The 25,470-nt window shown below is 67.8% G+C and carries 20 protein-coding genes; 8 read left to right on the top strand and 12 right to left on the bottom strand.

All coding sequences use genetic code 11. The features are described 5' to 3' along the window. The 6 genes from ACMZPQ_RS18460 to ACMZPQ_RS18435 form a co-directional block, all read right to left on the bottom strand. Positions 1-1,187, bottom strand: a 1,187-nt coding sequence (locus ACMZPQ_RS18460; protein WP_495495852.1) for a CpaE/TadZ family protein, incomplete at its 3' end; no start/stop codon positions are given. A 27-nt stretch (positions 1,188-1,214) separates the two neighbouring features. After that, entirely contained in the window at positions 1,215-2,585 is a 1,371-nt protein-coding gene (locus tag ACMZPQ_RS18455; RefSeq protein WP_197581316.1) for a type II and III secretion system protein family protein, read from the bottom strand. A gap of 18 nt (positions 2,586-2,603) precedes the next feature. Next, entirely contained in the window at positions 2,604-3,644 is a 1,041-nt protein-coding gene (cpaB, locus tag ACMZPQ_RS18450; protein WP_197581319.1) for a Flp pilus assembly protein CpaB, read from the bottom strand. 23 nt (positions 3,645-3,667) lie between these two features. Then, positions 3,668-4,144: a TadE/TadG family type IV pilus assembly protein gene (locus tag ACMZPQ_RS18445; RefSeq protein WP_197581322.1), complete on the bottom strand. Its 477-nt coding sequence runs from the start codon at positions 4,142-4,144 to the stop codon at positions 3,668-3,670. Continuing rightward, on the bottom strand, positions 4,141-4,686 hold the full coding sequence (locus tag ACMZPQ_RS18440; protein ID WP_197581324.1) for a prepilin peptidase: 546 nt from the start codon (positions 4,684-4,686) through the stop codon (positions 4,141-4,143). The genes ACMZPQ_RS18445 and ACMZPQ_RS18440 overlap by 4 nt, the downstream gene beginning before the upstream one ends. Positions 4,687-4,790: 104 nt before the next feature. Then, positions 4,791-4,979: a Flp family type IVb pilin gene (locus tag ACMZPQ_RS18435; RefSeq protein WP_197581327.1), complete on the bottom strand. Its 189-nt coding sequence runs from the start codon at positions 4,977-4,979 to the stop codon at positions 4,791-4,793. A 685-nt stretch (positions 4,980-5,664) separates the two neighbouring features. On the opposite strand from ACMZPQ_RS18435, the gene ACMZPQ_RS18430 reads away from it, so the two are divergent. The 4 genes from ACMZPQ_RS18430 to ACMZPQ_RS18415 all read left to right on the top strand — a co-directional run bounded on the left by ACMZPQ_RS18430 (position 5,665) and on the right by ACMZPQ_RS18415 (position 13,260). Continuing rightward, the gene (locus ACMZPQ_RS18430) at positions 5,665-6,645 is read left to right on the top strand and encodes a helix-turn-helix domain-containing protein (protein WP_197581330.1); all 981 of its coding nucleotides are present in this window, start codon (positions 5,665-5,667) and stop codon (positions 6,643-6,645) included. A 235-nt stretch (positions 6,646-6,880) separates the two neighbouring features. Further along, on the top strand, positions 6,881-11,941 hold the full coding sequence (locus ACMZPQ_RS18425; RefSeq protein WP_197581332.1) for a YadA-like family protein: 5,061 nt from the start codon (positions 6,881-6,883) through the stop codon (positions 11,939-11,941). Positions 11,942-12,002: 61 nt separating this feature from the next. Beyond that, positions 12,003-12,848, top strand: a complete 846-nt coding sequence (locus tag ACMZPQ_RS18420; protein ID WP_197581335.1) for an OmpA family protein — start codon at positions 12,003-12,005, stop codon at positions 12,846-12,848. Positions 12,849-12,996: 148 nt separating this feature from the next. Beyond that, the gene (locus tag ACMZPQ_RS18415) at positions 12,997-13,260 is read left to right on the top strand and encodes a DUF6959 family protein (RefSeq protein ID WP_006450485.1); all 264 of its coding nucleotides are present in this window, start codon (positions 12,997-12,999) and stop codon (positions 13,258-13,260) included. A 77-nt stretch (positions 13,261-13,337) separates the two neighbouring features. On the opposite strand, the gene ACMZPQ_RS18410 is transcribed toward ACMZPQ_RS18415, so the two are convergent. Continuing rightward, positions 13,338-14,165, bottom strand: a complete 828-nt coding sequence (locus ACMZPQ_RS18410) for a methyltransferase domain-containing protein (protein ID WP_197581338.1) — start codon at positions 14,163-14,165, stop codon at positions 13,338-13,340. A gap of 63 nt (positions 14,166-14,228) precedes the next feature. Here ACMZPQ_RS18410 and ACMZPQ_RS18405 point away from each other — a divergent pair, with 63 nt between their 5' ends. Then, positions 14,229-14,636, top strand: coding sequence for a MerR family transcriptional regulator (locus ACMZPQ_RS18405; RefSeq protein ID WP_197581341.1), 408 nt, complete (start codon positions 14,229-14,231; stop codon positions 14,634-14,636). 56 nt (positions 14,637-14,692) lie between these two features. On the opposite strand, the gene ACMZPQ_RS18400 is transcribed toward ACMZPQ_RS18405, so the two are convergent. The 3 genes from ACMZPQ_RS18400 to ACMZPQ_RS18390 all read right to left on the bottom strand — a co-directional run bounded on the left by ACMZPQ_RS18400 (position 14,693) and on the right by ACMZPQ_RS18390 (position 19,428). After that, on the bottom strand, positions 14,693-15,409 hold the full coding sequence (locus ACMZPQ_RS18400) for an MgtC/SapB family protein (protein WP_024957423.1): 717 nt from the start codon (positions 15,407-15,409) through the stop codon (positions 14,693-14,695). 102 nt (positions 15,410-15,511) lie between these two features. Beyond that, positions 15,512-17,284 (bottom strand): chloride channel protein, encoded by a 1,773-nt coding sequence (locus ACMZPQ_RS18395; protein WP_414486116.1) that lies wholly within the window; start codon positions 17,282-17,284, stop codon positions 15,512-15,514. A 62-nt stretch (positions 17,285-17,346) separates the two neighbouring features. Then, positions 17,347-19,428: a TonB-dependent receptor family protein gene (locus ACMZPQ_RS18390; RefSeq protein ID WP_197581346.1), complete on the bottom strand. Its 2,082-nt coding sequence runs from the start codon at positions 19,426-19,428 to the stop codon at positions 17,347-17,349. A 131-nt stretch (positions 19,429-19,559) separates the two neighbouring features. Here ACMZPQ_RS18390 and ACMZPQ_RS18385 point away from each other — a divergent pair, with 131 nt between their 5' ends. Next, a complete protein-coding gene (locus ACMZPQ_RS18385; RefSeq protein ID WP_197581348.1) occupies positions 19,560-20,480 on the top strand; it encodes a M14 family metallopeptidase in 921 nt (306 codons plus the stop codon). 166 nt (positions 20,481-20,646) lie between these two features. On the opposite strand, the gene ACMZPQ_RS18380 is transcribed toward ACMZPQ_RS18385, so the two are convergent. Continuing rightward, positions 20,647-21,498 carry a LysR substrate-binding domain-containing protein gene (locus ACMZPQ_RS18380; protein WP_197581351.1) on the bottom strand — a complete coding sequence of 284 codons (852 nt, stop codon included), beginning with the start codon at positions 21,496-21,498 and terminating at the stop codon, positions 20,647-20,649. A gap of 160 nt (positions 21,499-21,658) precedes the next feature. On the opposite strand from ACMZPQ_RS18380, the gene ACMZPQ_RS18375 reads away from it, so the two are divergent. Further along, a complete protein-coding gene (locus tag ACMZPQ_RS18375; RefSeq protein ID WP_006450325.1) occupies positions 21,659-22,012 on the top strand; it encodes an SMR family transporter in 354 nt (117 codons plus the stop codon). Beyond that, complete coding sequence (locus tag ACMZPQ_RS18370; protein ID WP_197581354.1) at positions 22,012-22,335, top strand: DMT family transporter; 324 nt, start codon at positions 22,012-22,014, stop codon at positions 22,333-22,335. The genes ACMZPQ_RS18375 and ACMZPQ_RS18370 overlap by 1 nt, the downstream gene beginning before the upstream one ends. Positions 22,336-22,460: 125 nt before the next feature. Here ACMZPQ_RS18370 and ACMZPQ_RS18365 read toward each other — a convergent pair whose 3' ends face one another. Then, entirely contained in the window at positions 22,461-25,409 is a 2,949-nt protein-coding gene (locus tag ACMZPQ_RS18365) for a TonB-dependent receptor domain-containing protein (RefSeq protein ID WP_197581357.1), read from the bottom strand. Between the last annotated feature and the right edge of the window lie 61 nt (positions 25,410-25,470).

Below are 25,470 nucleotides of genomic sequence, written 5' to 3'. Positions count from 1 at the left end.
GGGCTGGCAGCCGGATCCAGGCGCGGGACGAGCGGGGCGAGGGCACGCAGATAGGGGTCGCGCGGCGCATCCTGCAGCAGCAGGTGGCCCTGGCTGGCGGCCAGGCGCACGCGCGGACGTTCGGGCAGCGTCGCCAGCAACGGCACCTCGAAGCGGCGCGCGATCTGTTCCGGGCTCATGCCGCTGCTGTCGTCGTGACGGTTGATCACCAGCTGCAGGCGCTTCTCGCGCTCGCGCTGGCCGGACAGGTGTTTCAGGGCGTGGTCGAGCGATACCAGGGTAGCGATCGAGGCATCGGTGACCAGCCAGATCTCGTCGGCCTGGTCCAGCAACAGCGGTGGCAGCTGGCGCAGTGGGCAGCCACCGGCATCGCACAGCACGCTGGCAAACACGCCACGCAGGCGCTGCAGCAGCGCGCCGGGATCGGACGGCGGCACCGCGTCGCTGCCGCTGGCCCGGTCGAGCAGCACCAGCCCGGAATCGTGGCGGGCCATCGCGGTGCGGGCAAGGGTGGCGTCGATCCGGCTGGCGTTGCGCAACGCATCTTCGTAATGGAAGCGGCTGTCGAGGTTGAGGTACAGCGCGAGGTCGCCGGACGGCTGCGCCAGCTCCATCAGCAGGCCGTCGTGCTGCAGCGCTTCGCCCTGGGCCAGGGCACGGGTCTGCTGCGCCAGCACGGAAAGGTGAGCGGCCAGGGTGCTGGTGCCGACCCCGGCACGCACGCCCAGCAATACGATCAGGCGTGCCTTGTGCGCATGTTGCGCGGCCGCGGCCGGCCGCGGCGACAGGGCGCGGCGCAACGCGGCTTCGATGCCGGCGTTGTCGCTGTCCAGGTCGAGCACGTCACGCAGGCCGGCGCGCAGGGCAAGCACCACGCCTTCGACCTGGCCAGCGCTCGTCGCACCGACAGCCACCAGCGCCAGGTCCGGTTGGGTCTGCTGCAGCTGCTGCGCCAGTGCGCTCGATGCGTCGGCGTGCTCGGGCCGGAAGTCGAGCAGCACCAGGCTCTGCGGCCCGCGCTGCAGGTCCTGCGCGGAGGTCGGAAGGCTGCTGTCCTGCCAGTGCAGCACGGTGGTCGGTGGCAGTTTGGCCGCCAACCGGGGCAACAGCTCGCGATCCATGCCGTACAGGACCAGATTCATGGGAGGGGCCTGGGGATGCAGCGGCTGGGCAGTGGCGTAGGGCATGGTCGTGGTCTGGCAGGCATCATGGAATCAGCGCGAGAAGCCGGGCACCGGATCGCGGCTGATCGGACCCAGCAGCCACGCACCCCATTCGGGCAGGTTCGGCTTGGCCTCTCGCTCGCCGGGCAACGGCAGTTCGGTATTGCGCGCCAACGGCTGTACCAGCCGGGGCGTGACGATGATCACCAGCTCCTTGTCCTGTCGCTTGTAGTCGAAGTTGCGGAAGAACGAACCGATGATCGGCAGGTCACCGAGCAAGGGAATCTTGTTGACGCTGGACACCACGTTGGAGCTGACCAGGCCACCGATGACGAAGCTCTCGCCGTCACCCAGTTCGACCGTGGTGTCGGCGCGGCGCGTGGTGATCGAGGGAATCTGCACGCCGTTGAGGGAGATCGAATTGCTGTAGTCCAGGTCGCTCGCCTCCGGTGCCACCTTCAGCGCGATGCGGTTGGGCGCCAGCACGGTGGGGGTGACGGTGAGGCCGATGCCGAAGGGCTTGTAGGTGATGGTGGTGGTGCCGAGGCCCTGCGGCTCCAGGATCGGCAGTTCGCCGCCGGCCAGGAAGCTGGCGCTCTGCCCGGACAGTGCGACCAGGGTCGGTTCGGCCAGCACGCGTGCCATGCCATTGCTCTGCAGCAGGTCGACATCGGCGTTCCACAGGCCCTTGGTGGAGCCGAACACCAACCGGAACGCCGAGGAGATGGGCGATTCCGAATCGCTTCCCGTGCCGCCGGTGCCGCCCGTGCTGACTTCGCCCGGAAGCCGGCCGCTGTTGCCCGGCAGTCCACCGCCGGGGCGGGCGATGCCGTAGGCGAAGGCGCCGTTGCGGTTCTGGAAACTGATGCCGATCTGCTTCAGGGCCGTCTTGTTGAACTCGACCACCTTGACCTCGACCTGCACCACGCCACCGCTGCTGACCGTCGATGCATCGGCAAGCTGGCCGTCCTTGCCCAGCGCCATCGCGGCCGTCTGCTGTTCCTGCATGTGCGACAGCACGCTGTCGGTGCTGCCCTGCAGCAGCCCCTGGCCGTCCTGCTGGGTGAACACAAGGCCGCCGCTGCCGGTACCGGCGGCGCCCTGCACCGCGCTCTGCACCCGCACCTGCACGCGTTGCGGCTCGGTCTGCTTGCGGTGCCACAGCAGCAGGGTGGTGGTGCCGGGTGCCTTGCCCACCAGCAGGGCCTGGCGTTGGCCGCGCAGCATCACGATGTCGGCCACGCCGGGGTCGGCAATGGCCACCCGTTCCAGATCGGCCGGCAGGCTCCAGGGCCGCTGTTCGCGTGCCTGCAGCACCAGGTCGTCGGCCGCCACGCTTGTTGCCGGTGCCAGCAGCACCAGCATCAGGGCCAGCCAGCGCTGGCGAGGGGAGGGGCGTGGAGACGGGCGACGTCGGGTCATGGATGCGCTCGGGTCAGGTCAGAGGGAGCCACGGGGTGCGGAACTGTCACCACGGATGATTTCGATGCCGGAGGCGCGCGGTGCACTGTGGCGTGCGGCAGGTGCACGTACCGGTGCCTGCGGGTTGGTGCGTGCCGGGGCATTGCCACGGCCAGCCAGTGCGTCGCCATCGATGCCGGCGAAGGCGTTGTTTTCCGGCCGCTGCAGGGCCAGCTGCTGTTCGGCATCCAGCCCGCGCAGCGGATCGATCACGCCGCGTGGCTGCGGGAACAACGCCAGATCGGGCAGGCCGGTATCGGCAGGGTTGCGCAGCGCCAGGAACAGCTTGCCCTGCTGGGCACCCAGCAGCAGCCGGTTGGCGTCGGCCACCGGAACCGCCAGCACCGCGCTGCGGGCCGGTTGGTTGGCATCGCCGCTGGAACCGCTGGCGTTGCTGCTGCTGCCGGTGATGTCCGCCGCGCGCGGGTCATTGCGCTGTTCGCCACTGCTGCTGGTAACGCTATCGGCGGTCGCGGGCACGATGTCCTGCTGGCCATAGCTCAACACGCGCAGGCGTGACAACAGCAGGCGGGTCTGCGCGGTGTCTCCCGGGCCGCTGGCGCTGGGCTGGGCAGTGCGCAGGTTGAGGAAGACATCGACGAAATCACCCGGCAGGATGCGATTTCCCGCGCCGACCAGTTCATCCACCGGTACCGCCAGCGCGCGCTCCCCTGGCCGCAGCTGCAGCGAGAAGCCCTGGGCCAGGGCCGATGTGCTGATCGGGCTGCCTTCAGCGATATCCTGCACCGGCACCTTGCCGACCACTGCAGCGATGCTGGTGGCGGCGCCCGCGACCGCCGTAGTGCGTTGGGCCAGGCGCAGGCCATTGGCGGTGATCGGCTCTCCGGCGGGCAGCCGCGCAACCGCTTCAACCACCGTGATTGCCTGTGAATCCGCGCTGGCAACCGGTGCCACATGGGTCGGCGCATCGGGCTTGCGTCCGATCATCAATGCGATCACGGCCAGCAGCACGGCCAAACCGATCAGGGCGACGGCGGCGATGCGGGTCAACTTGAGCATGGAACCGTCTCCTTTACCGAGCGTCAGGTGCCGCTGCCGAGGTCGAGCTGGGCGACCGCGACGCTGCGGATGGGCGCCCGCATCACCCACCCGTAGAGGGTGGCGGTGCCGGGCAGGAAGGGGTGGCTGGCATAGTCGTAACTGACGGTCACCGTGATGCATTGGGCGCTGGCCAACCCGGTGCAGGGGGCAGGTGCGGCGACGACGATGGCATTGCTGCCACCGGCGCTGCAGTTCACGTCCTGCCTGGAAAACTGCAGCAGCCACTGCATCGAATTGCGTGCCGCCACGCAGGCCGCGGTGCGGCGTTCGGCCGTGGTGCCGTAGCGCAGTGATGCACGCGCTCCCTCGGCGGACGCCGTCGCCAGTGTCTGCTGCGCGGCCATGATCATTACACCGGTAAAGGTGAACAGCAGCAGCGGAAGCAGGCCGAGCATCAGCATGAGTGCGAACTCGATGCTGGCCACGCCCCGTTGCAGGCGGGAGCTGCGGACGTTCATGACACACCTCCGTAGGCGCGGATCAGAATCCAGCCGATGGCGGCTATCGCCAGATAGGCTGCGTAGGGGATGCCGCGACGGCCCTGTCGGGCACACTGCATTTCGCGAAGCGCAGGATGTGCCTGCCATTGCGAGCTGGCCCGCGAGACCTGCAGTTGCAGGCCGATCGGCAGCATCGAACCCAGGCGGCGCGACATCAGTACCACCAGGGCATGCAGCCCGGCGGCAAGGCTGGCGACCACCCAGACTGGCAGCAGGGCCTGCATGCCCAGCAACAGCCCCAGCACCGCAAAGAACTTCACGTCGCCCGCGCCCATCCAGCGCACCGCATAGAACGGCAGCAAGGCCACCAGGCCGAGGGCTGCGCCGCACACGTGGGACAGCCACGGCAGGCGCGGTGTTGTGAACTGCCCGGCGATCAACAGCGGGACCGCCAGCGCGCAGGCCGCCAGCAACCAGGCATTGGGAACCCGGCGCGCATACAGATCACTGATCGCGATGCGCAGACATATGCCGATGGCCAGCAGTCCCAGCAATGTCATCACACACTCCGTTGCCCATGGCCGATTCGTTCGCAGCCCGCCTGGCGGGCCGCTTGACCGTCGCGCGATGGGCGGTCAGCGGGCATCGCCGCAGCGGGCCAGGATTACGTCGCTGCGCCGGTGGCGTCGGCAGCGATCGCCTGCAGGCGGGTAAACAGCGTGGTGAAGAACAGGGTGATCTGCGCTCTGCCGACCACGATCAGGACACCGGCGATCACGGCGGCCAGCAACCCATACTCAAGCGCAGTCACGCCATCTTCTTCCTTCAGGAATTTACGGATCGATGCGTTCATGGCGATTGTCTCCCTTTACCTGTCTTCTACAGGACACCTGTTGGGCGGTGGCCCGGCTCCGCCGGGATCGTCCGTGGACCCCCGCACGTCCTTGCGGGGGAGGTACGACGGGGATTGCCCGCCGTGCTCAAGCAGGGTGATCGCCGCAGGGAGGATGCCGGGCGCGCAACGAGGACCGCGCGGCGAAAGGCCGGTGGCCGAGAGCTCGTGCAATGCGGACATGGTCATTTTCTCCCCCGGGCGCGACCATTCTGGAATGGTCTGTCACCGTGTTATCGACTTTGCCTGAATGGCGGTTGGCTGCAACCGGAACCTATATGCAAATTCGGCAGAAAATGCCCCAGCCTTAAACCTTCAGGCGGATTCTGTGACGCAAATCATTTCCCGGGCAAAACGGTTCATCGACGTGTAGATAATGTGATTCCATTTTCGCGGCATGCGAAAACCATGCCACTGGCGACGACATTCTCTTCACCTGTGTATCTATTTTCTTCATTTCAGACTGCGGGTTTACCGGCGAGGATTATCGGGCATACTCGTTTCAACGCAGCTGTATTTTCCGGGTTGGATTGCGTGGCATTGACCGCAGCCTTCCCGGCAACGGCAGAAGTTCCTGGAATGGTGTGGCCCTGTCAGGCAGTGGGGGCTGCAGCGTGTGGCGGATCAACGCGGGGACGACACTGTCATGGTCGATGGTGGGGTAGGAGACAACGACGACAGCGGCCTGCGATCAATCGATCTGGCGACGCTGAGCGGCGTACTTCGTGTCTGCGATGTCGAACTGCTGCTGCTTGATGGCAATGGACCGAGGGCGGCATTTGCTTCACGGGTACATGAAGAGGCCCTGTTCTGCAGCATCAGCTGCGGCTTCCATTGCCGTGGCCGCTTCATGCTGCCGCCGGACTGGGCGATGCTCGGATACCTGCACGCGACCGATGAGACCCTGAGCTGGTGCCATGGCGTGCCGCTCACGTCGGGCATGGCGTTGACCGTGATGCCGGAAGGCATCAGCGAGTTCACGCTGAGCCCCGGCACGCATATGACGCTGATGCTGGTGCCGCTTGCGAAGGTGCAGCGCAAGCTGACCGAACTGAGCCTGCGCAGCACGCCGCCGGCGGGCCAGGCGCTCTCACTGTTCAATCTTGCCAGCGAGGCAGTGCCCCTGGCGCGCCATTATCAGCAGTTGCACGTGCAGCTGGGGCAGGGCGGCAGCCTGCAGCCGGAGGAAACCGAACACCTGCTGCACGAACACGTGCAGGCCCTGCTTGGGGCCGGAGCATCCGATCGGCCTGGCTGCAGTCGGGCGCGCCGCACGCATTATCTGATTGCGCAGCGGGCGGAGAACTTCATGCGACTCAACCTGCGCCGCAATATCTACATGAATGAAATATGCGACGCGGCCGGGGTCAGTGAGCGTGGCCTGCGTTACGCCTTCGAAGATCTGTTCGGAACCTCGCCCAACCGCTATCTCTCCATGCTGCGCCTGTGCGCTGCCTGCCGCAGTCTGTCGATGGCCGATTCCAGCCGTCGTTCGGTCAAGGCCATCGCGCTCAGCTGCGGTCTGTGGGATCTCTCGCGCTTCGCCGACAATTACCGCAAGGTTTTCGGCGAACTGCCGAGGGATACGCTGATGCGCGCGCCCGCGCAGCTCGGTCAGCCCGCCTGAGCCAAGCAGCACAAGGGCTCCAGGCCTGTTTCTGCCGGAATTGCCCATCCGTTTGCCGATATCGTTGCCGCTTCTGCATAACCGCCTGCCGATTCCGGCCGTGGATTTGCCGGAATGCGCGATTGCCGTGCCGGAATGAAGTGCGCCACCGTCGCTGCGGACGCTGAAATGTCAGTCACCTGCCAAACGGCAAGTCCACTGACATTCCAGTTGTTCGCCAACGGGGGAAGTGCTCATGAATCGCATCTACCGGCGTGTATGGAACCGCCAACTCAATGCTCTGGTTGTGGCCTCCGAACTGGCCACCGGCGACAGCGGTGGCAGTGCCGCGCGGGACCCGCGCGCCTTCTTGCTGATGCCGACCACTCTGGCACTGGCCCTGCTGTGTGCGCTGGCAAGCGGTCACGCGGGGGCAGCCGAATCCAATCAATCACTGCGTGACCTGCAGGCATTGGCGGCAAAGTACGCACAGCCGATGCCGGTCAAGGTCGATGCAGAGGTGGCCCTGGCCGCGGCCTCGCGACAGGCGCAGAACACGCCCGCACTGAGCGCCGATGCACGCGTCGGCCTGCAGCTGAGCACGGCATCATTGCCGGTGGTGCGCAACGTGTTGCCGGCCACCGTGCAGGTGAAGCTGGTGGCCAACAGCGCACCGACCCAGGTTGCGGTGCCGGGTCTTGCGGCCGATGTGCGCGCCAGCGTAGGCCTGGGCAACTCCGCCAGCCGCGCCGCGCAGGTGGATGCGTCGCTGGCCGCGCAGGTTGCACCGGCCGCGCAGGCGCCGCTGGGCGTGACTGCGGACGCGCGCGCGAAAGCCAACGTCGGCGTTGCCGGCAAGCAGATCGCGGCGATCGAGAAGAGTGCCAAGGTTGGCGCCGGCATCAGTGGTGCGTCGGCCGGAACGCTGTCGGGCGTGAAGGCTTCGGTGGACGGTGCGCTGGATTCAAAACTGAAGGTAGCCGGTCACCAGATCGAAGGGCAGGGCCAGGCCCGGGCGACGGCCGCGGTCACGCTGCCCGCCAAGGAGGAGCTGCCGGGAGAAACCCATGATCGAGCGATCACCGCAGCCTTCGATAGTGGCGTGGCCGGCAAGGTGCGCGTGCAGGCACCCGGCGGCCAGGAGGTGGTTGCCGATCGCAATCTGAAACTCGCCGGCCAGGCGACGGTCGCGGCGCAGAACAGTGCGCTGGGTGTCGGCGGGCTGCTGGGTGGCGTGGTCGGCTCTGCAGGGAACGCAGTGGGTGGCGCACTGAATGGCACGGTCGGCAATGTCGGGAGTGCCGTGGGCGGCACGCTCAACAACACCGTTGCGGCGGTGGGAGGCGCTGTCGGCAATGTCGGTAGCGCGGTAGGCGGCACGGTCGGCGCGGTCGGCAGCACCGTCGGTGGAGCGCTCAATGGCACCGTCGGCAGCGTGGGCAGTGCAGTCGGCGGCACGCTCAACGGTGCGGTGGGCGCGGTGGGCGGCACGGTCGGCGCAGTTGGCAGCACCGTCGGTGGCGCCCTCAATGGCACCGTCGGCAGCGTGGGCAGTGCAGTCGGCGGCGCGCTCAACGGTACGGTGGGCGCGGTGGGCGGCGCGGTCGGCGCAGTTGGCAGCACCGTCGGTGGCGCGCTCAATGGCACCGTCGGCAGCGTAGGTAATGCCGTCGGTGGCACGCTGAACAACACGGTGGGTGCGGTCGGTGGCACCGTCGGTACCGTCGGCAGCGCCGTGGGCAACCTGCTCAATGGCAACCTCAACGGCACCCTGGGCAATCTGGGCAGTGCGGTGGGGGGCTTGGTCGGCGGCACGCTGGGCGGTCTCGGCCTGACCAAACCTTCGGCGATTCCGCCCACCAGCCCGAAGGCGCCGGCGGCGGCCGATCCGAATGCGGGCCTGATCATCGGCACCGGTGGCCTGGTCGGCAATGTCGGCCAGCTGATCGGTCCGACCACCACCAGCCTGTTTGGCGGCAACGGCTACCTGAGCAACGGCAACCTCAAGCTCAGCAACGCCAACGTGATGCAGACCTATTCGACGGTCAACGTGCTGGGCCTGCCGGTGGTCAACCTGTCGCCCGTTGGCAGCACCCTCAACGGGCTGGGTGGCGCCGCCACCGGCGGCAGCTCGCACCTGACCCTGATTGGTGGCGTCACCTCCGACAGCTACATCTACAACATCAACAACGGCAACCCGGGTGGCCTGCTCGGCCTGCTGCTGCCGAAGGACTCGCCCGCGTGGGCGGCAAAGTGCCTGGACATCGCACTGGCCGACATCTCGTGCTGGGCGGTCAATGCCGCGCAGGACTATCAGGTGCTGATGGGCGACGGCGCGTTCGCCAACGGTTCGAAGGAAGTGGTGATCGGTGCCAACGCACGCCATGAGCTGCCGAAGGTCGATGCCAACGTCGCCTTCCCGGGTGACGGGGTCAACGACCCCAGCAATCCGACCGGTGTGCCGACGGCCGATTATGCGGCACGCATGGGCCACTCGGTGGTCGTCGGCGACAGTGCCGTGGGCACCGCCAACGGCCAGACCCTGCTGGGTGCCGAATCCACCTCCAACCAGGCCAATTCGGTCGCACTGGGCTACCGTTCGGCCGCACTGCGCGGTGCACAGGCCAGCTACAGCGCCTATGGCCTCACCGCGCCGCAGGTTTCGGCCGGCGAAGTGTCCGTGGGTACCGCTGGTGGCGGCGAGCGTCAGATCACCAACGTCGCGGCCGGCAGCATCAACACCGATGCGGTCAACGTGGCCCAGCTGAAGGGCGCGATCAGCCTGATCAATGGCGTGGCCGATGTCGCAGTGACCTACGATCTCGACGGCACCGGCAATCCGAACTATCGCCGGGTCACGCTGGGCGCGGGCACCGGTACCACCACCATCGGCAACCTTGCGGGCGGCGCGATCACCGCCGGCAGCCTGGAGGCGGTCAACGGCGGCCAGCTGGCAGGTACCAACGCCGCCATCGCCAGCTTCTTCGGTGGCCGTGCGGCCTTCGACCCGGCCAGTGGCGCCTTCACCGCGCCGCTGTTCGAGATCAGCACGATCTCCACCAGTGGGGCCATCGCCAAGGGCCTGTACGAAAACGCCACCGATGCCTTCGCGGCCGTTGATGGTTCGCTGGTCAACCTCAATACGCAGATCACCGACATCCGCAACGGCGGGACCAAGTACCTGCGGGTGAATTCGACCGGTACCGAGGCGCTGGCCAGCGGCACCGATTCGATTGCCGTCGGCACCAACGCCCGTGCGACCGCCGCCAACAGTATCGCCGTCGGCGCTGGCAGCCTGGCCGACCGCGCCAACAGTGTCTCGATCGGCGCCGCCGGTGCCGAACGCCAGGTCACCAACCTGGCTGCTGGTACCGCCGCCACCGATGCGGTCAACGTCGGCCAGCTGCAGGCATCGGAGCAGGGCGCGCTGCGTTACGACCTGAACGGCGATGGCAGCGTCAACTACGCCAGCGCCACGCTGGGCCAGGGCGGCACCGCCACCACGCTGCGCAACCTCGGCCCGGGCCAGGTGAGTGCCGCCAGCAGTGAAGCCATCAACGGCGCCCAGCTGTTTGCCGCCAACCAGGCCGTGGCCACCCATCTCGGCGGTGGTGCCGCAGTCAATGCCAGCGGCGTGCTGACTGCGCCGACCTACTCGATCAACAACATCGCCGCCAACGGCACGATCACCAAGGGCAGCTACAACGACGTCGGCACCGCCTTCGATGCGGTCAGCAATTCGCTGGCCAACGTGGCCGACCAGACCGGCGAGATCGACAAGCTGGCAGTGAAGTACGACGTCGATGGCGCGGGCAACGTGCTCAACAGCGTGACGCTCACGGGTACCGGCACCGGCGCGGTGAAGATCACCAACGTCGCCGCCGGCAGCATCCAGGCCGGCAGCAGCGATGCCGTCACCGGCGACCAGCTGTTCAGCACCCACAGCACCATCGCCAACTACTTCGGCGGCACCACCGCCTACAACGGCGCCACCAACGTGTGGACCGCGCCGACGTTCAGCATCTCCAGCATCGCTACCGATGGCAGCTTCACCAGCGGCGATTACAACAATGTCACCGCCGCCTTCACCGCAGTGGATGGCTCGCTGAAGATCCTCAACCAGCGCATCACCAACGGAGGCGGTGGCAGCGCCTACCTGGCGGTGAATTCGACGGCGGCGGCTGCAACCGCCGCCGGTGCCGAAGCGGTGGCGGTCGGGCCGCAGGCCAGTGCGGCGGGTGCCAACAGCGTGGCGGTCGGCAACGGTGCCAGCAGCAGTGCCGGCAACAGCGTGGCGCTGGGTGCCGGTTCGGTGGCCAGCGTCGGCGCGCAGAGCGGTTACACCGGTGCGTATGGGCAGACCGGCGCCAGCAACTCGGCCGGCGAAGTGTCAGTCGGCAGCACCGGCAGCGAACGCAAGATCACCCACGTTGCCGATGGTTCCGATGACCACGATGCGACCAACGTCGGCCAGCTGAAGAACGGCGTGAACTACGCCATCGACCAGTCCAAGTCCTACACGGACCAGAAGATCCAGAACATCACCAACGTGGCCGGCAGCTTCCGCGCCAACAACACCAACAACCTGGCAGATCCGTCCGCCAGCGGTGCCAACTCGGCCGCCGGTGGTGCAGGCTCGACCGCTGCCGGTGCCAATTCGACGGCGCTGGGCAACGGTTCACAGGCACAGGCCGACAACTCGGTGGCACTGGGTGCGGGTTCGGTGGCGAACCGGGCCAACACGGTCTCGGTCGGTGCCGCCGGTGCCGAGCGCCAGGTGGTCAACGTGGCCGACGGCTCGCAGGCCACCGACGCGGTCAACGTGCGCCAGCTGCAGGCCTCGCAGCAGGGCACCATCCGCTACGACACCACGGTCAACGGCGCCACCAACTACAACAGCGTCACCCTGGGCAGCACCGGCAGCGGCCCGACCACGGTGCGCAATGTTGCGGCCGGTACTGCCGGCACCGATGCGGTCAATGTCGACCAGCTGAAGTCGGGCATGGCGCAGACCCTGGACTGGTCCAAGGCCTACACCGACGAGCGCATGGGCGGTTTCGAGCGTGACCTGCGCAAGACCGACAACCGCGCCTCGGCCGGTATCGCTTCGGCGATGGCCACCGCGGCACTGCCGCAGCCCAGTGAGGCGGGCCGCAGCATGGCCTCGATCGCCGCCGGCAGCTACAACGGCGAGTCGGGCGTGGCGCTGGGTATCTCCGGTGTCTCCGAAGGAGGCCGCTGGATCTACAAGTTCAGCGGTTCCACCAACAGCCGTGGCGAGGCCGGTGTGGCCGTCGGTGCCGGCATCCAGTGGTGATCAGCGCGGCCGGGCCGCAGAGGCGGCCCGGCATCGCGGAAACGTCTACAGGGGGAACGACATGAAACAGCATCGCATTGCCCACGCCGGCCAGCTCGCCGCTACGCTGGGCCTGGTCCTGACGGTGGGACTGCTGGCCGCCTGCCGCAGCCATGCGCCGGCCGCCGAGGGCCCGGCCGAAGCCACCGCCGTGCACTTCCCGGAAGCCTCCAAGGCCTCGCTCAAGGAAGGCATCTACCCCGACGTCGCCGACCTGCGCCGCTTCGCCCCGGGCATGAGCAAGCGCCAGTTGTACACACTGCTGGGGACGCCGCATTTCAATGAGGGCATGTGGGGCGTGCGCGAGTGGAACTACCTGTTCAACTTCCGCACCGCGCAGGGTGCGGAGTACTTCACCTGCCAGTTCCAGGTGCGCTTCGACAGCAAGGGCATCGCCCAGGCCGGCTACTGGAAGCCGGAGTCGTGCGCGGCCGTGCTGGAGCCGCCGCGGCCACCGGCGCCGCCGCCGCCGCCGGCTCCCGCGCCATTGCCGGAACAGCCGCTGCGGCTGTCGGCCGACGCGCTGTTCGGGTTCGACAGCGCCGTGCTCAGTGCCGAAGGCCAGCATGCGGTGCAGGGCATCCTGGCGCAGGTGCGCGAAGCGGCGCAGGTGCAGTCGATCCGGGTGACCGGATACACCGATCGAATCGGCAGCGCCAGTTACAACCAGCGGCTGTCGCAGCGCCGCGCAGAGGCGGTGCGCACTGCCCTGGTACAGGGTGGGGTGCCTGCCAGCGCCATCAGCGCCGAAGGGCGCGGTGCCGCCGAACCGATCGTGCAGTGCGAGCAGCGCAGCCGCCGCGAGCTGATCGCCTGCCTGGCACCGAACCGGCGCGTGCAGATCGCCGGAATGGCCCAACCACGCTGAGAATCCCGCGCCGGGGCACGGCCCCGGCATTCCGAGTCCCCCCTGACCGTCGGCAGGACGTGGCAACGTCTCCCCCGTCGTCCACGCCTGCCGGCGGCTCAGGTTTTCCACGGTGCACGCGATGAATGCCCAATTCCTGCCTCTTTCCATGAAGACGGAAACCACACTGAGTGTGTACGGCCAGCTCGGCAACCATGCGGTGGTACGCATTCCCGGCCGGCGCTTGCCGGGGCTGATCCTGCAGGCCGATACCGTGGCCGGGTTCCTCGCCCAGCTGCAGGAAGCCCAGGCCTGCCTGCGCAGTGGGCGTGCCCAGCGCACCGATGCCGAGCTCGACATGCTGATCGACGTCCTGCAGCAGTGGTACGCGCTGATCGAATCGCGCCTGGCCGATGCCGGCGAGGCGCTGTAACTGAAAAGGGGACGGAGGGGATCAAGTCGTTCTGGGCAGTGCTGATGCAAGAACGACTTGATCCCCTCCGTCTTTTTTTATGCGCGGGCGCGGACCAGCCAACAGGCGGCATCCACGCGAACGCGGTCACCTTCGATGAACGGCGCGAATGCGGCCAACGCCTTGTCGCGCAGGGCGGCGGCGCGGGCTTCCGGCATCGAGCGCAGTGCCAGTCCCAGCGGGCCAAGCTGTCCCACGTAGGTCGGCAGGTCGTCGCGGGCGATCGAGCAGGGCAGGTCCACCGGCACCACGTCGACGTCTCTCCAGTCGGCAGCCAGCAATACGTGCCGCACGCGTTCGCCACCGGCGAAGGCGAACTGTCCCGGAGCGCCGGGCACGCGTGGCGGTAGTTCCAACGCATCGCCGATGGCGCGCTTGGCAGTGGTCATGAACGGATTCTCTGCAGCACTGCGCCACGCGATGAAGCGAAGACCGGCGCCGGGTCGTGCGGCGCGATGCAGATTGGCGAAGGCCGCGCCGCTGTCCTCAAAGAACATCACGCCCAGTCGCGACTGGATCCAGTCGTAATGCGCAAGCGGCAGCGGATGCTGCTGTGCGTCGGCCACGATGAAGTCCGCGTCCAGTCCCGCCGCCTGGGCACGTTGCCGGGCCAGCGCCAGCATCGGCGCGGAGATGTCCAGGCCGGTGCAGTGTGCCGCCGGTCGCGCCGCGGCGGACGCGAGCAGGCTGGCGCCGGTGCCGCAGCCGACGTCCAGTAGTTGCGTGACGGTTTCCGGCAGTTCGCTGGCCAGCAGATCGGCCATCGGCTGGAACAGGCCATCGAGGATGGCCTGTTGCGCGACCCATACCTGCCCGCCAGGGCCATTCCAGAGCGCGTTCTGATCAACCGGGGATGTGCTGGCCATGGCCTTGCCTTGCAGGGAAGTTGCCCCTAGGTTGGCGCTTGAAGGCGACTTGAGGTCAAGCCCATGCGTGAACTGGATATCGGCGAGGTGGTCAAGCGCAGTGGCGTGCCGGCCTCGACACTGCGCTACTACGAACAGCTGGGGCTGTTGCAGGCCCTGGGCCGTCGCGGCATGCGCCGGCAGTACGACGAGCAGGTGCTGGAACGGCTGGCGCTGATCGGCCTCGGCCAGGCGGCCGGGCTGTCGCTGCAGCAGATCGGGGTATCGCTGCCGCCCCTGCGTGGATGCCTCACGCTGGACCGGGAGGCCCTGCTGGCGCAGGCCGATGTCCTGCAGCGGCAGATCAACCAGTTGCAGCGGATACGCCGGCACCTGCAGCGGGCGGCGGCCTGCCCGGAGGCGCAGGATGCGCGACAGTGCGGCTCATTCCGCAAGTTGTTGCGGGCCCAGCAGCACATCGCGGGAGGGTGAGAGAAGCGCATCCACGCATGGCGTGGATCTACTGCACCACGCCATGCGTGGATGCATCAATCGCGGGTACTGACTTCCCAGGTAGCGTGCAGCACGCCTGGCACATGCTCCATCCGTGCCAGCACCACGTCCAGTTCATCGGCGCTGACCGCGGTGCTGACCAGGACCGCGATCACATCGGTGGGCGCGTCGGCATGTTCGACCACCTGCACATCGCCAACCGGATACTGCGCGGCCTCCAGCGCATCGACCAGCCGCTCGCGTACGCGCGGCACCGCTTCGGCATCCACGCTCAGGCGCACCTCGTAGGTCGCTTCGGTCGCCGTCTCGTTGATCGGGATGCGGTTGATCGCATTCACCAGCGGCCGTAGCAGGGTGTTGCCGGCAATGATCAACACCGTCAGCAGCACGCCCTCGGCCAGCATGTCCGCGCCCGTGCAGCTGCCGACCGCCGCCGAGCACCACAGGGTGGCGGCGGTGTTCAGGCCGCGCACGTTCATGCCTTCCTTCATGATCACGCCGGCACCGAGGAAACCGACGCCGGAGACCACGTAGGAGATCACCCGCACCGCTTCGGCGCTGCCGGCGATGCGCATGCCCAGGTCGACGAAGGCGGCGGCCCCCACGGCCACCAGCACGTTGGTGCGCAGGCCGGCGGTGCGCTGCCGGTACTGCCGCTCGGCGCCGATCAGCGTGCCCAGTACGAAGGCGGCCAGCAGGCTGACCACGGTGTCGGCGAAGGGGCCGGCCTGGAAGGTTTCAATGAAGCGCATGGCCCGAGTCTACCCGGTCGAGGTGACAGTAGATCCACGCCCTGCGTGGACATCCAGATGTGCCGGAAACGACTTAATCCCCTCCGTCCCCTTTTTGTGAGGTCAATCGGTGTCCTCGACGCGCTCGCCCATCAGTTCGCGCTGGCGCTTGTCCAGTTCCTCGGCGTAGCGCTTGCGCACGAAGGCTTCGGAGACCACGCCCAGCACCTGGCCGTCGGCGGTGACCACGGCCAGTTCGTCGGCCTGGGTCTGGTCGAAGCGCTGCATCACGCTGACCACGTCCGCGGCCGGCGACAGTGACACGTCACGGTTCTCGGCCAGTTCGCCGATCGCGGTCTCCGGCTTCACGCCATCGCCATAGACGCGCGGGATCTGCACGATGCCGGCGTAGTGGCCTTCGCCATCGATCAGCACCACCCGGCTGCCCGAACCCAGCGGGAAACGCTGGCGGAACGCGGCAGCGTCCAAGCCGGCCGGTGCGGTCGCCACGCCCTTGCGCATCAGTCGGCCGGCGTTGAGGTTCTGCACCCAGCCCACGTCGCGGGCGCTCTTGATGGTCTCGCCGCGCAGATGCATGCGCCAGGTCGAGAACGAGTAGCCGAACCACTGCCGCACCAGCGTACTGGACACCAGCACCGCACTCATCACCACACTGGTCAGCAGGAAGTCGTGGGTGCCTTCCAGCACCAGCATGGCCATGGTCATCGGCGCGCCGACCACCGCCGCGGCCAGCGCCGCCATCCCGGCCAGCGCGGCCGAGGTGGCGTCGATCACCGGCACCCCGGTGGCCATGGCCAGCAGGCCGGCGAACAGGGCGCCGACCAGGGTTCCCATGAACAGCGAGGCGAAGAACAGGCCGCCGCGGAAGCCGAACCCGAGCGAGATGCCCGAGGCCAGGCACTTCAGGGTCAACAGGCCGCCGATCCAGATCAGCGGCAGGTGCGTGGTCAGGTCCAGGTGCAGCGCGCCATGCCCGGACGACAGCACCTGCGGGCTGGCCAGCGCCAGTGGAATCAGCAGCAGGCCGCCCACCACCGGCCGGCCCCACAATGGCAACGGGCTGCGCTTGACCGTGCCTTCGATCGAGGCGATCAGCCGCATCACCGCGATGCCGACCATCGCGCAGCAGCAGCCGAGCAGGCCGTAGATGGCGTAGTCGGCGGCGCGGACATCAATCGTCGAGGCGGCGGGCAGCAGGTAGGCCTCGATGCCAGCCTGGTCGGCCACGAACGCGCCGGCCAAGGCGGCGACCGCGACCGGCGCCAGTGCAGCCGGTGTGTAGGCGCCGATGACGATCTCGAAGGCGTAGAACGCGCCGGCCAGAGGGGCTCCGAAGGCGGCGGCGATGGCACCGGCGGCGCCGGCGCCGACCAGGATGCGCACGTCGTTGCGGCGCAGGCGCATCACCCGCCCCAACTGCGAGCCGCTGCCGGCGCCCATCTGCGTATACGACGCCTCCAGCCCGACCGAGGCGCCGCAGCCGTTGGACAGCAGCGTCTGGGTCAGCACGATCAGGTTGTCGCGCATCGACATGCGGCCGCCGTGCAGGGCGTTGGCCTCCACCGCATCGAGCAGGGGACGCTTGAGCCGGGTCGCGGCCAGGCTGACCAGCCCCACCAGCAGGCCACCCAGCGGCAGTACCAGCAGCGCGGTCCAGGTCAGCGAGGGCAGGGAGCTCAGCCGCATGCCTTCGTCCAGGCCGTACAGCGCACCCTGCAGCCAGCGCGCGATGCCCGACTGCAGCAGGGTCAGGTAGCCGGCGATCAGGCCGACCAGCAGCGCCAGCGCGATGAACCACAGGTCACTGCCGCGCAGGCGCAGGCGCAGGCCCTGGAAGGCCAGATGCAGGCGCGATGGTGAAACGGGCAGTGACATGGTGGCGGCATGATACGCCGCCACCGTGAGCGCCACCGTCACTGCATCGGGCGGTTACCGCCTCAGAAGCGGTAGCGGCCCTGCACGTAGAAGGTGCGCGGCGCGGCCACCATGCGCCCGGCGTTGCCGTCGACGTTGCGGGTGTACCAGCGCTTGTCGGCCAGGTTGTTCACGCCCAGCGCGATCTCGCTGTCGCCCAGCCCCGGCACCTGCCAGGCCACCTGCGCGTTCCACAGGCGCACGCCGGGCACGCGGCCCACGCGCGCATCGGCGGTTTCTTCCCATGTGTTGGCGGCATCGGAGAACTGGCCGCTCTGGTGGGTGCTGGAGACATTGAAGGTCCAGCCAGCCAGCGCGTAGCGGGCGCCGACGCTGTCGGTGTCGCGCGAGTAGAACGGTACGTCCAGGCCGCGGTTGTCGCCGGACTGCTGGATCGCCTTGGTCCAGGTGTAGTTGGCGTACAGCTCCAGCCCGGCCAGCGCGCCGCCCTCGGCGAAGTGGTATTCCAGCGCGCTTTCCACGCCCTTGTGGTCGGTGGCGCCGATGTTCTGGAAGGTCGGCGGGGTGATGCCCGGCACCTGCAGGATCTGGTTGTCGAAGCGCATCTTGAACACGGTCACTTCCGCGCGCAGGGCGCCGTCCTGCCAGCGCGCGCCCAGTTCGGCGGTCTTTGCCACTTCCGGGTTCAGCGGGTTGCTGGCGGTCTGCGAATTCAGCTGGATGTTCTGCACCGGCCCGAACGAGGTGGTGTAGTTGCCGAACACGGTCAGCTGCGGGGTCAGCAGATAGGCGATGTTGAGCGAGGGCAGGGCCTTGTCATTGCGGCTGCTGAAGGTCGCGCTGCCGCCGGACTGGCGGCGGTCCATGTCGATCCACTCCATGCGTACGCCGGGGGTGATCCGCCACTGGCCAACCGCGATGCGGTCGTCGATGTAGAACGCGTGGGCGTCGGTGGCGTTGTCGAAGCGGGTGGTGGCGCTGGCCGCACCGGTGCGGCGGGTCACGGTGTAGCTGCGATCGTTGCCGCGCTCGCGCAGGAAGCGGTAACCGGCGGTGATGTCATGCACCGTGCTGCCCCAGTGCAGGCGCTGGGTGTAGCGCGGCTCGATGCCGAGCACGCGGTAGTCGCGCGGCTGCACGGTCAGCTGGGTGTTGGCGGCATTGATCAGCGAGCTGGCACGGCTGCTCTCGTTGTAATAGGCCAGCACCTCGAACTCGCTGTTGGCCGAGAGCGTGTTGGTGTAGCCCAGGTCGATGCCGGTGCGATGGCCCTTCCAGAAGTCGGTCGGGCGGGTGTTCTGGAACGGATCGGCCTCGTACTGCGCGCGGGTCAGGCCGCCCGGGGTCAGCGAGCGCACATCGTAGTAGGACAGCTTGGCACGCAGTTCCTGCCGTTCGTCGATGGCGTAGGCGAACTTCAGTGCGAGATCGTTGAAGCGATCATCGCTGCCCTGGCGCCAGCCGCGGCCGTCCTGGCCGGAGTAGAGCAGGGCGGCGCCCAGCCCGTTGTCGCCGGTGCCGCCGAGGAAGGCGTTGTACTGGGTGCTGTTGCCTCCACCGTGATCGTAGGCGGTGTAGCGCACACCGGCCTCACCGTGCAGGCCGGCGCCGGTGGGAATGGCGCGGGTGCTGAAGTTGATGATGCCGCCGACGTTCTGCGGCCCGTAACGCACCGCCCCGCCGCCGCGCACCACGTCGATCGATTCGATGTTGGACAGGCTGGTCGGCGCGAACGACAGCTGTGGCTGTCCATACGGCGCCACCGCCAGCGGCACGCCGTCCAGCAGCACGGTCGAGCGCGGCGAGTAGCGGCCGGTCAGGCCACGCACGCCTATGTTCAACGACACCGAACTGCCGGCCGTGCCGGAGTTGTCGGTGACCTGCACACCCGGAATACGGCGCATGGCATCGCCGATGCTGGCCGCGCCGCTGGCCTCGATGCGCTGGCGGTCGACCACGGTGCGTGCGCCGGCGAAGCTCTTGACGCTGTCGTGCAGGCCGGTGCCCAGCCAGCTGCCGGAGACCTGGATGCTGTCCAGCGTGGTGGCGCCGTCCTGGGCGAAGGCGCTGGCGGCTGGAAGCAGGCACAGGGCGAGGGCGGCGGCCAGCGGCAGGCGGGCCGGTCGGGGGGCGTTGATGGGCATCGGTGCAGGTCGTGGAAGGTCGTAAATGAGAATTATTGCTGCTTCCATTCGCCAATGGAATGCGTCTGCGGTTCATGCCGATGACCGGGTGGTAGAGTGATCGATTGCTTCCTGACTCGCCGAGATCCGCCATGTCCCAAGCCGCCTTCTACCCCGTCGGAACCCCTGGCCAGCCGTGGGGAGCGGCGGAACGGGAACAGTGGCGTGGCCGCCAGCAGCGCCTGCGTCGCTATGACGAAGAGGTGCTGCCGCGCATCGAGGCACTGGCCTCGCGCTTCGACAAGGTGGCCTATGGCCAGCTCGACTACGCGGGCGAGACCTACACTTTGTTTGCCCTGCGCAGCCGCGACTGGAATCCGGCCCTGCCCGCCGCGCTGGTCACCGGTGGCGTGCATGGCTATGAGACCAGCGGCGTGATGGGTGCGCTGGAATTCCTCGAAAACCACGCCGCCGACTATGCCGGCAAGGCCAACCTGCTGGTGGCGCCGTGCGTGAACCCGTGGGGCTTCGAGCGCATCAACCGCTGGAACTTCGATGCGGTCGACCCCAACCGTAATTTCCGCGCCGACGGCCCGGCCCGCGAGTCGACCGCCGTGATCGAACTGATCGCGCCCTACCAGGGGCAGTTCGCGCTGCACATCGACCTGCATGAAACCACCGACAGCGACGAGAGCGAGTTCCGTCCGGCCCTGGCGGCGCGTGATGGCAAGCCGTTCGAGCCGGGCCTGATCCCGGATGGTTTCTACCTGGTCGACGACAGCGCGAACCCGCAGCCGGAGTTCCAGCAGGCGGTGATCGCCGCGGTGGAAAAGGTCACCCACATCGCCCCGGCCGACGACAAGGGCGAGATCATCGGTTCGCCGGTGGTCGCCCATGGCGTGATCGAGTACCCGCTGGAGAAGCTGGCACTGTGCGCGGGCATCACCGGTGCGAAGTACACCACCACCACCGAGGTCTACCCGGACAGCCCGCGCGCCACCCCGCAGCAGTGCAACGACGCACAGGTGGCCGCGGTGTGCTCGGCGCTGGATTACGCGCTGGCCCAGCGTTGATCGGATAACCGGCATCCCACGCACGCGTGGCGTGGATCTACCAGGTCCTCTTTCCATCCACGCATGGCGTGGATCTACCAGGTACTCTTCCCATCCACGCATGGCGTGGATCTACCGGGCTCTCAGTAGATCCACGCCATGCGTGGATGGCGCGATGATGGGTGTGTCACCCCAGCGCGTCGGCCCACCACAGGGCGGCCGGACCCGGCGGCGTGTCGCGGCGCCACAGCAGGTCGCTGTGGATGCGCCGCGGCCAGCCGGGCAGGCTCAGTTCCACCAGTTGCCCACGGTCATAGCGCTGTACCAGCGCGCGCGGCAGTTCGGCCCAGCCGATGCCGTCCTCGGCCATCTCCATCACCATCAGATAGTCGGTGGCGGTCCACGCCAACCCGGTAGCCGCGCGCGCGTGGTCGACCTCCGCACTCAATCGCACCTGCCGGTACCGCGCCAGCTGGGCTGCCGCGCGACGGCCGGCGTCGGCCAGCGGATGGCCGCGCGCCACATAGACCGATAGTTCGCTGTGGTGGGCCAGCGGTCGGGCCACCAGTTCATCGGGATAGCGTTCCTGCCTGGGCAGCAGGCCCAGACCGGCCCGGCCGCTGCATACAAGTTCCAGCACGTCCTCGCCCTCGGCGTCCAGCCATTCCAGCTCGATCTCCGGGAACGCCTCCGCAAACCGCTGCAGGACCCGCAGCTCCGGATCAAGCTGGTAGACATCGGAGAACACCAGGGTCAGGCGCGCTTCGACCGGCGCGGCCAGGCGCACGCTCAACTGCTGAAGCCGCACATCGGCGGCGAGGATCTCCTGGGCATGGCCGAGCACCTGCCGGCCGGCTTCGGTCAGCTGCGGGTAGCGCCCACTGCGGTCGAACAGGCTCACCCCCAGGTCCGCTTCCAGGTGGGCGATGGCGGTGCTGATCGTCGACTGGGTCTTGTGCAGGCGACGTGCTGCCGCCGAGAACGAGCCGAGCGCCGCGGCTTCCACGAAGGCTTGGAGGGATTCAGGGGAGTAGGGCATTGATCCATCGCTCCTGTCGATGGAATCCATTTTGATCCCACCGTAAAAGGCGATGATACTGGCCGCCGTCGCCCCTGTCTGCGGGGCGTTCCGGATCATCCACGCATGGCGTGGATCTACTGATGGCGGGGCGCGGTCCTCGCCCTGCAAGGAGTTTCACATGTCCCGTACTGTTCCCGCCCGAGGCGCGCTGGTCGCCTGGGCCTGCCTGACCGTGGCGATCGTCGCCGAAGTGGTCGGTACCTCGTTCATGGCCCATGCCGCCCGTGATGGCGGCTGGACCGGCTATCTGGTCATGGCCGGCGCGCTGGCGCTGTCCTATTACTTCCTGGCGCTGTCGGTGCGTCGCATTGCAGTCGGCGTGGCCTATGCGGTATGGGAGGGGCTTGGCCTGACCCTGCTGACCGTGGTCGGCCTCACCGTGTTCGGCGAGAGCCTGTCGCTGCAGCAGCTGGCCGGCCTGGTGCTGGCGGTGGTGGGCATCGTCTGCGTCACCCTCGGGGAGGCGCACTGATGAACACCCTGGCCCTGTTTTTCGTGATCTGTTCGGCCTCGATCGACGTCGCCGCCAACATGATGGTGGCCAAGTCGGAAGGCTTCCGTCGCTGGCGCTGGGGCGTCGCTGCGATCGTCATGGTCTGGATCGCCTTCGCCCTGCTGGGCCAGGCGGTGCGCTACATGGACCTGGCCACCGCCTACGCGATGTGGGGCGCGATCGGCGTGATCGGTACCGCCACCTGCGGCCGCCTGCTGTTCGGCAACCGCCTGCGTCCGATCGGCTGGATCGGTATCGCGCTGGTCACGTTCGCGGTGCTGCTGCTCAGTACCGCGAAGTGATGCGTCGCTGCGCCAACCAAGGTTGGCGCCTACCAGAACCACGGTTGGCAGCTACCAGAGCATGGGCCGCCGCGAGCAAGCGCCCCGGGGAGGACCTCCCTGGGGCGCTGTCGTATCCGCAGGACCTAGAAGCGTGCGGTGAAGTTCAGCCGGGTGGTGCGACCGGGACCGGGCATCAGGCTCATCGCCAGCGTGTCCATGTAGTAGGTGTTGCGCAGGTTGCTGACCACCAGTTCCACCTCGGCCTTCGGGGTGAATTGCCAGCGCGCGTAGAAGTCATAGATCGCGGTGGGCAGGTAGATGTTCTGCAGGCCGGTCGAGCCGGTGGTGTTCCAGGGCTTGTCCAGTTCGTGGGTGGGGCCGCTGTTGTAGGTGCGGCGGATGCCGGTATCCAGGCGGCGGTCGAACAGGCGGACGCCCAGCGTGCTGTGGATCGAGTACTTCGGCGGATTCTGGGCATTGACGAACGAGGTGCCGAAGCCGCCGTCCACGCAGTCCGGCGTGGTATCCAGCTTGCTCCACTTCGCATAGGGGTCTTCGCGCAGGCGCTTGGCGGTGGCCGCGTCGCAGGTGCGCGCGCGCTGGTAGTAGCTGGCCGACAGGTCCAGGTAGGCAATGCCGGCGTCATAGCCGGATTGCAGCTCGTAGCCGGACACCGTGTAGTTGTCGACATTGTCGACGTAGAACGCCCAGTTGCTGGAATCGAAGCGGCGGGTGATCGCGTTGTCGATATCGTTCTTGAACCAGGCCACCTTGAACGCCAGGCGGTCGCCGTCACGCCAGAAGTCCTGCTTGAGCAGGCTGAAGCCGATGTCCCAGGAGCGGTTCTTCTCCGGCTTGAGGTCGGCCACTGGCGCCGAGGTGCTGTTGCCCAGTGTCGATTCGAACAGGCTGGGCATCTTCCAGCCCTGCGCGTACTTCACGTAGAAGAACATGTCCGCATCGAGGTTGAAGCGGGCCTCGGCATACGGCGCGAAGCCATGGCCGGAGCGGCGGATCGCCGGCTTGTAGCCCCACGCGGTGGGAATCTGCTTGGTGTAGAAGCCGTTGTCACCGCGCGGATCGGGAATGAAGCCATCGAAGTCGTAGGCCTGGCCCAGCGTGCTGTCGCCATAGGGCGTGGCGCGCAGCGAGTCATACGTGTAGTTGCCCTGTGCGTCCGGGTACCACTCCTTGTACCAGCCCGGCAGCAGCTGGCCGCCCTTGCTCAGCCGCGCGAAGGTGTAGCGCAGGTCGCGCGATTCGCTGACGAAGGCCACGCGGTTGCGGTCACGGGTGCGGTAGTCGATGAAGCGCCCGCCCGCGGTCAGCGACAGCCAGTCCCACGGCTGCCATTGCAGCGAGGCGACGACGCTGGCTTCGCGGCGCGTGCCCGAGCGCAGGTAGCGGTTGTTGTTGTAGTCCACCGGCAGCACCGGTGAATTCGGCGCGGTGTCCTCATGCTGGAAGGCGGCACCGTAGCGCAGCGTCCACTCACCCAGATCATTGCTGAAGCGGGTGGTGTTGCTGCTGTCCACGCCCCAGCGCTGGGTCTTCACGTCCGACTGCAGGCCCGGGCCGTAGGTCTCGCCGAGCGTGTCGGGCATCGCGTCGCCCGGATAGTTCTTGAACAGCGGCGTGTTGGCGATGTTGCTGTTGAACATGCGGCTGGTGGCGGTGGTGAACCACAGGGTGCTGCTCAGGTCCAGCCACGGGTGTGCCTCGGGCCGGTAGCGATGGCGCAGCGAGGTGGCGTTGACCCGCATCTTCCCCGGCTCGAACTGGAACATGGTGTTGGCCTTGTCCACGTAGGTCACCCATTCGTTGGATTCGCCCACGCGACCGATCGCCGACGGCATGATTTCTCCGAAACTCGAATTGAAGTAGCGGTGGCTCAGCTCCAGGCGTTGGTCCGGACTGGGCGTCCAGGTGAATTTAAGCAGTGCGGATTCATTGTCGGTATGTGTGTTGAGTACTTCGTCACCGGGATGGAAGAGTTTGGACACCGCCTGGCTGGACATGCCGGTGCCGCCGCTGGACAGGTGCTGGTCGTCGTAGCGATGCGCGCCGTTGCTGCCGGCGAAGTAGTTGCCCTGGCGGCGCTGTGCATAGGCGGCCACCAGCTGCCAGTCCTCGCCACGCTGTGCGAAGGCCAGGCTGCCGTTCCAGTCACGCGGGTCGCGCAGGCTGTTGCGGTTGTCGTTGCCGCGTGCGATCTGCTTGAAGGTGCGGGTGCGGTCGATACTGTTGTCGGCCACACCGCCGCGCACGCGCAGGCCCCAGTCCTGCCCGTCGTCGAGGATGTCATCGACGTTCAGCGTTTCCATGTACACGACGCCGCCGATCGCGCTGGCGGCATTGGCGGCCAGGCTCGGTCCCTTCTCGATGCTGACCGCGCTGATCAGGTCCGGATCGAGGTAGCTGCGCTGCTGCACGCCGGCATAGCCGCGGTACACGTCGATGGCCTGCTGGCCGCCGTCGATGATCACCGGCACCCGGTTCTGGCCCTGCAGGCCGCGGATGTTGACGTCCAGCGCGCCGCCATTGCGGACGTCGGCGGTGTGCACGCCGACCGCACCGGCCAACACGTCGCCGATCGACTGGCCGCGGAAGCGCTCCAGCTGCTGGCGGTCCAGGTGCACGCGCGAGCCGCTGTCACGGTAGACCGCATCGGCATCGGCCAGGCCCCACGGCGAAGCGCCTTCGCTGGCCTGGCCGGCTACGCGCAGGGTGCCGATCTGGCGCACCCCGGCTTCAGCGCTGGGTGCCGCCTGCAGCACCACACCGCTGGCATCCCGCTGGAAGGTCAGGCCGGTACCGGCCAGCAGCTGCGCCAGTGCGGCATCCGCGCCGAGCGTGGCCTGCACGCCGTTGCTGTGGCGGCCACGGGTCAGGCGCGCATCGGCGGCGATGGACAGGCCGGACTGCTGGCCGAACGCGGTCAGGGCCTGGTCGAGCGCGCTCGCAGGAATGTGCCAGCGAACGGAAGCAGCGGTGTCCTGGGCTGCGGCGGTCGCTGGCAGCAGGCAGGGGGACGCCAGGGCCAGGCACAGTGCGATGGCCAGCGGGCGAGGGGAGGGGCAGAGCAGTTTCATGGGGCGGCAACATCCGCAATGGGTTCCTTTGTAGTGCCCGCCGAGCGCGCAGAAAGGGAAC

Source organism: Stenotrophomonas maltophilia, from assembly GCF_047497515.2.
Lineage (GTDB): Bacteria > Pseudomonadota > Gammaproteobacteria > Xanthomonadales > Xanthomonadaceae > Stenotrophomonas.
Note: the sequence above shows the minus strand (reverse complement) of the source record. Positions and strands in the feature narration are given on the sequence as shown.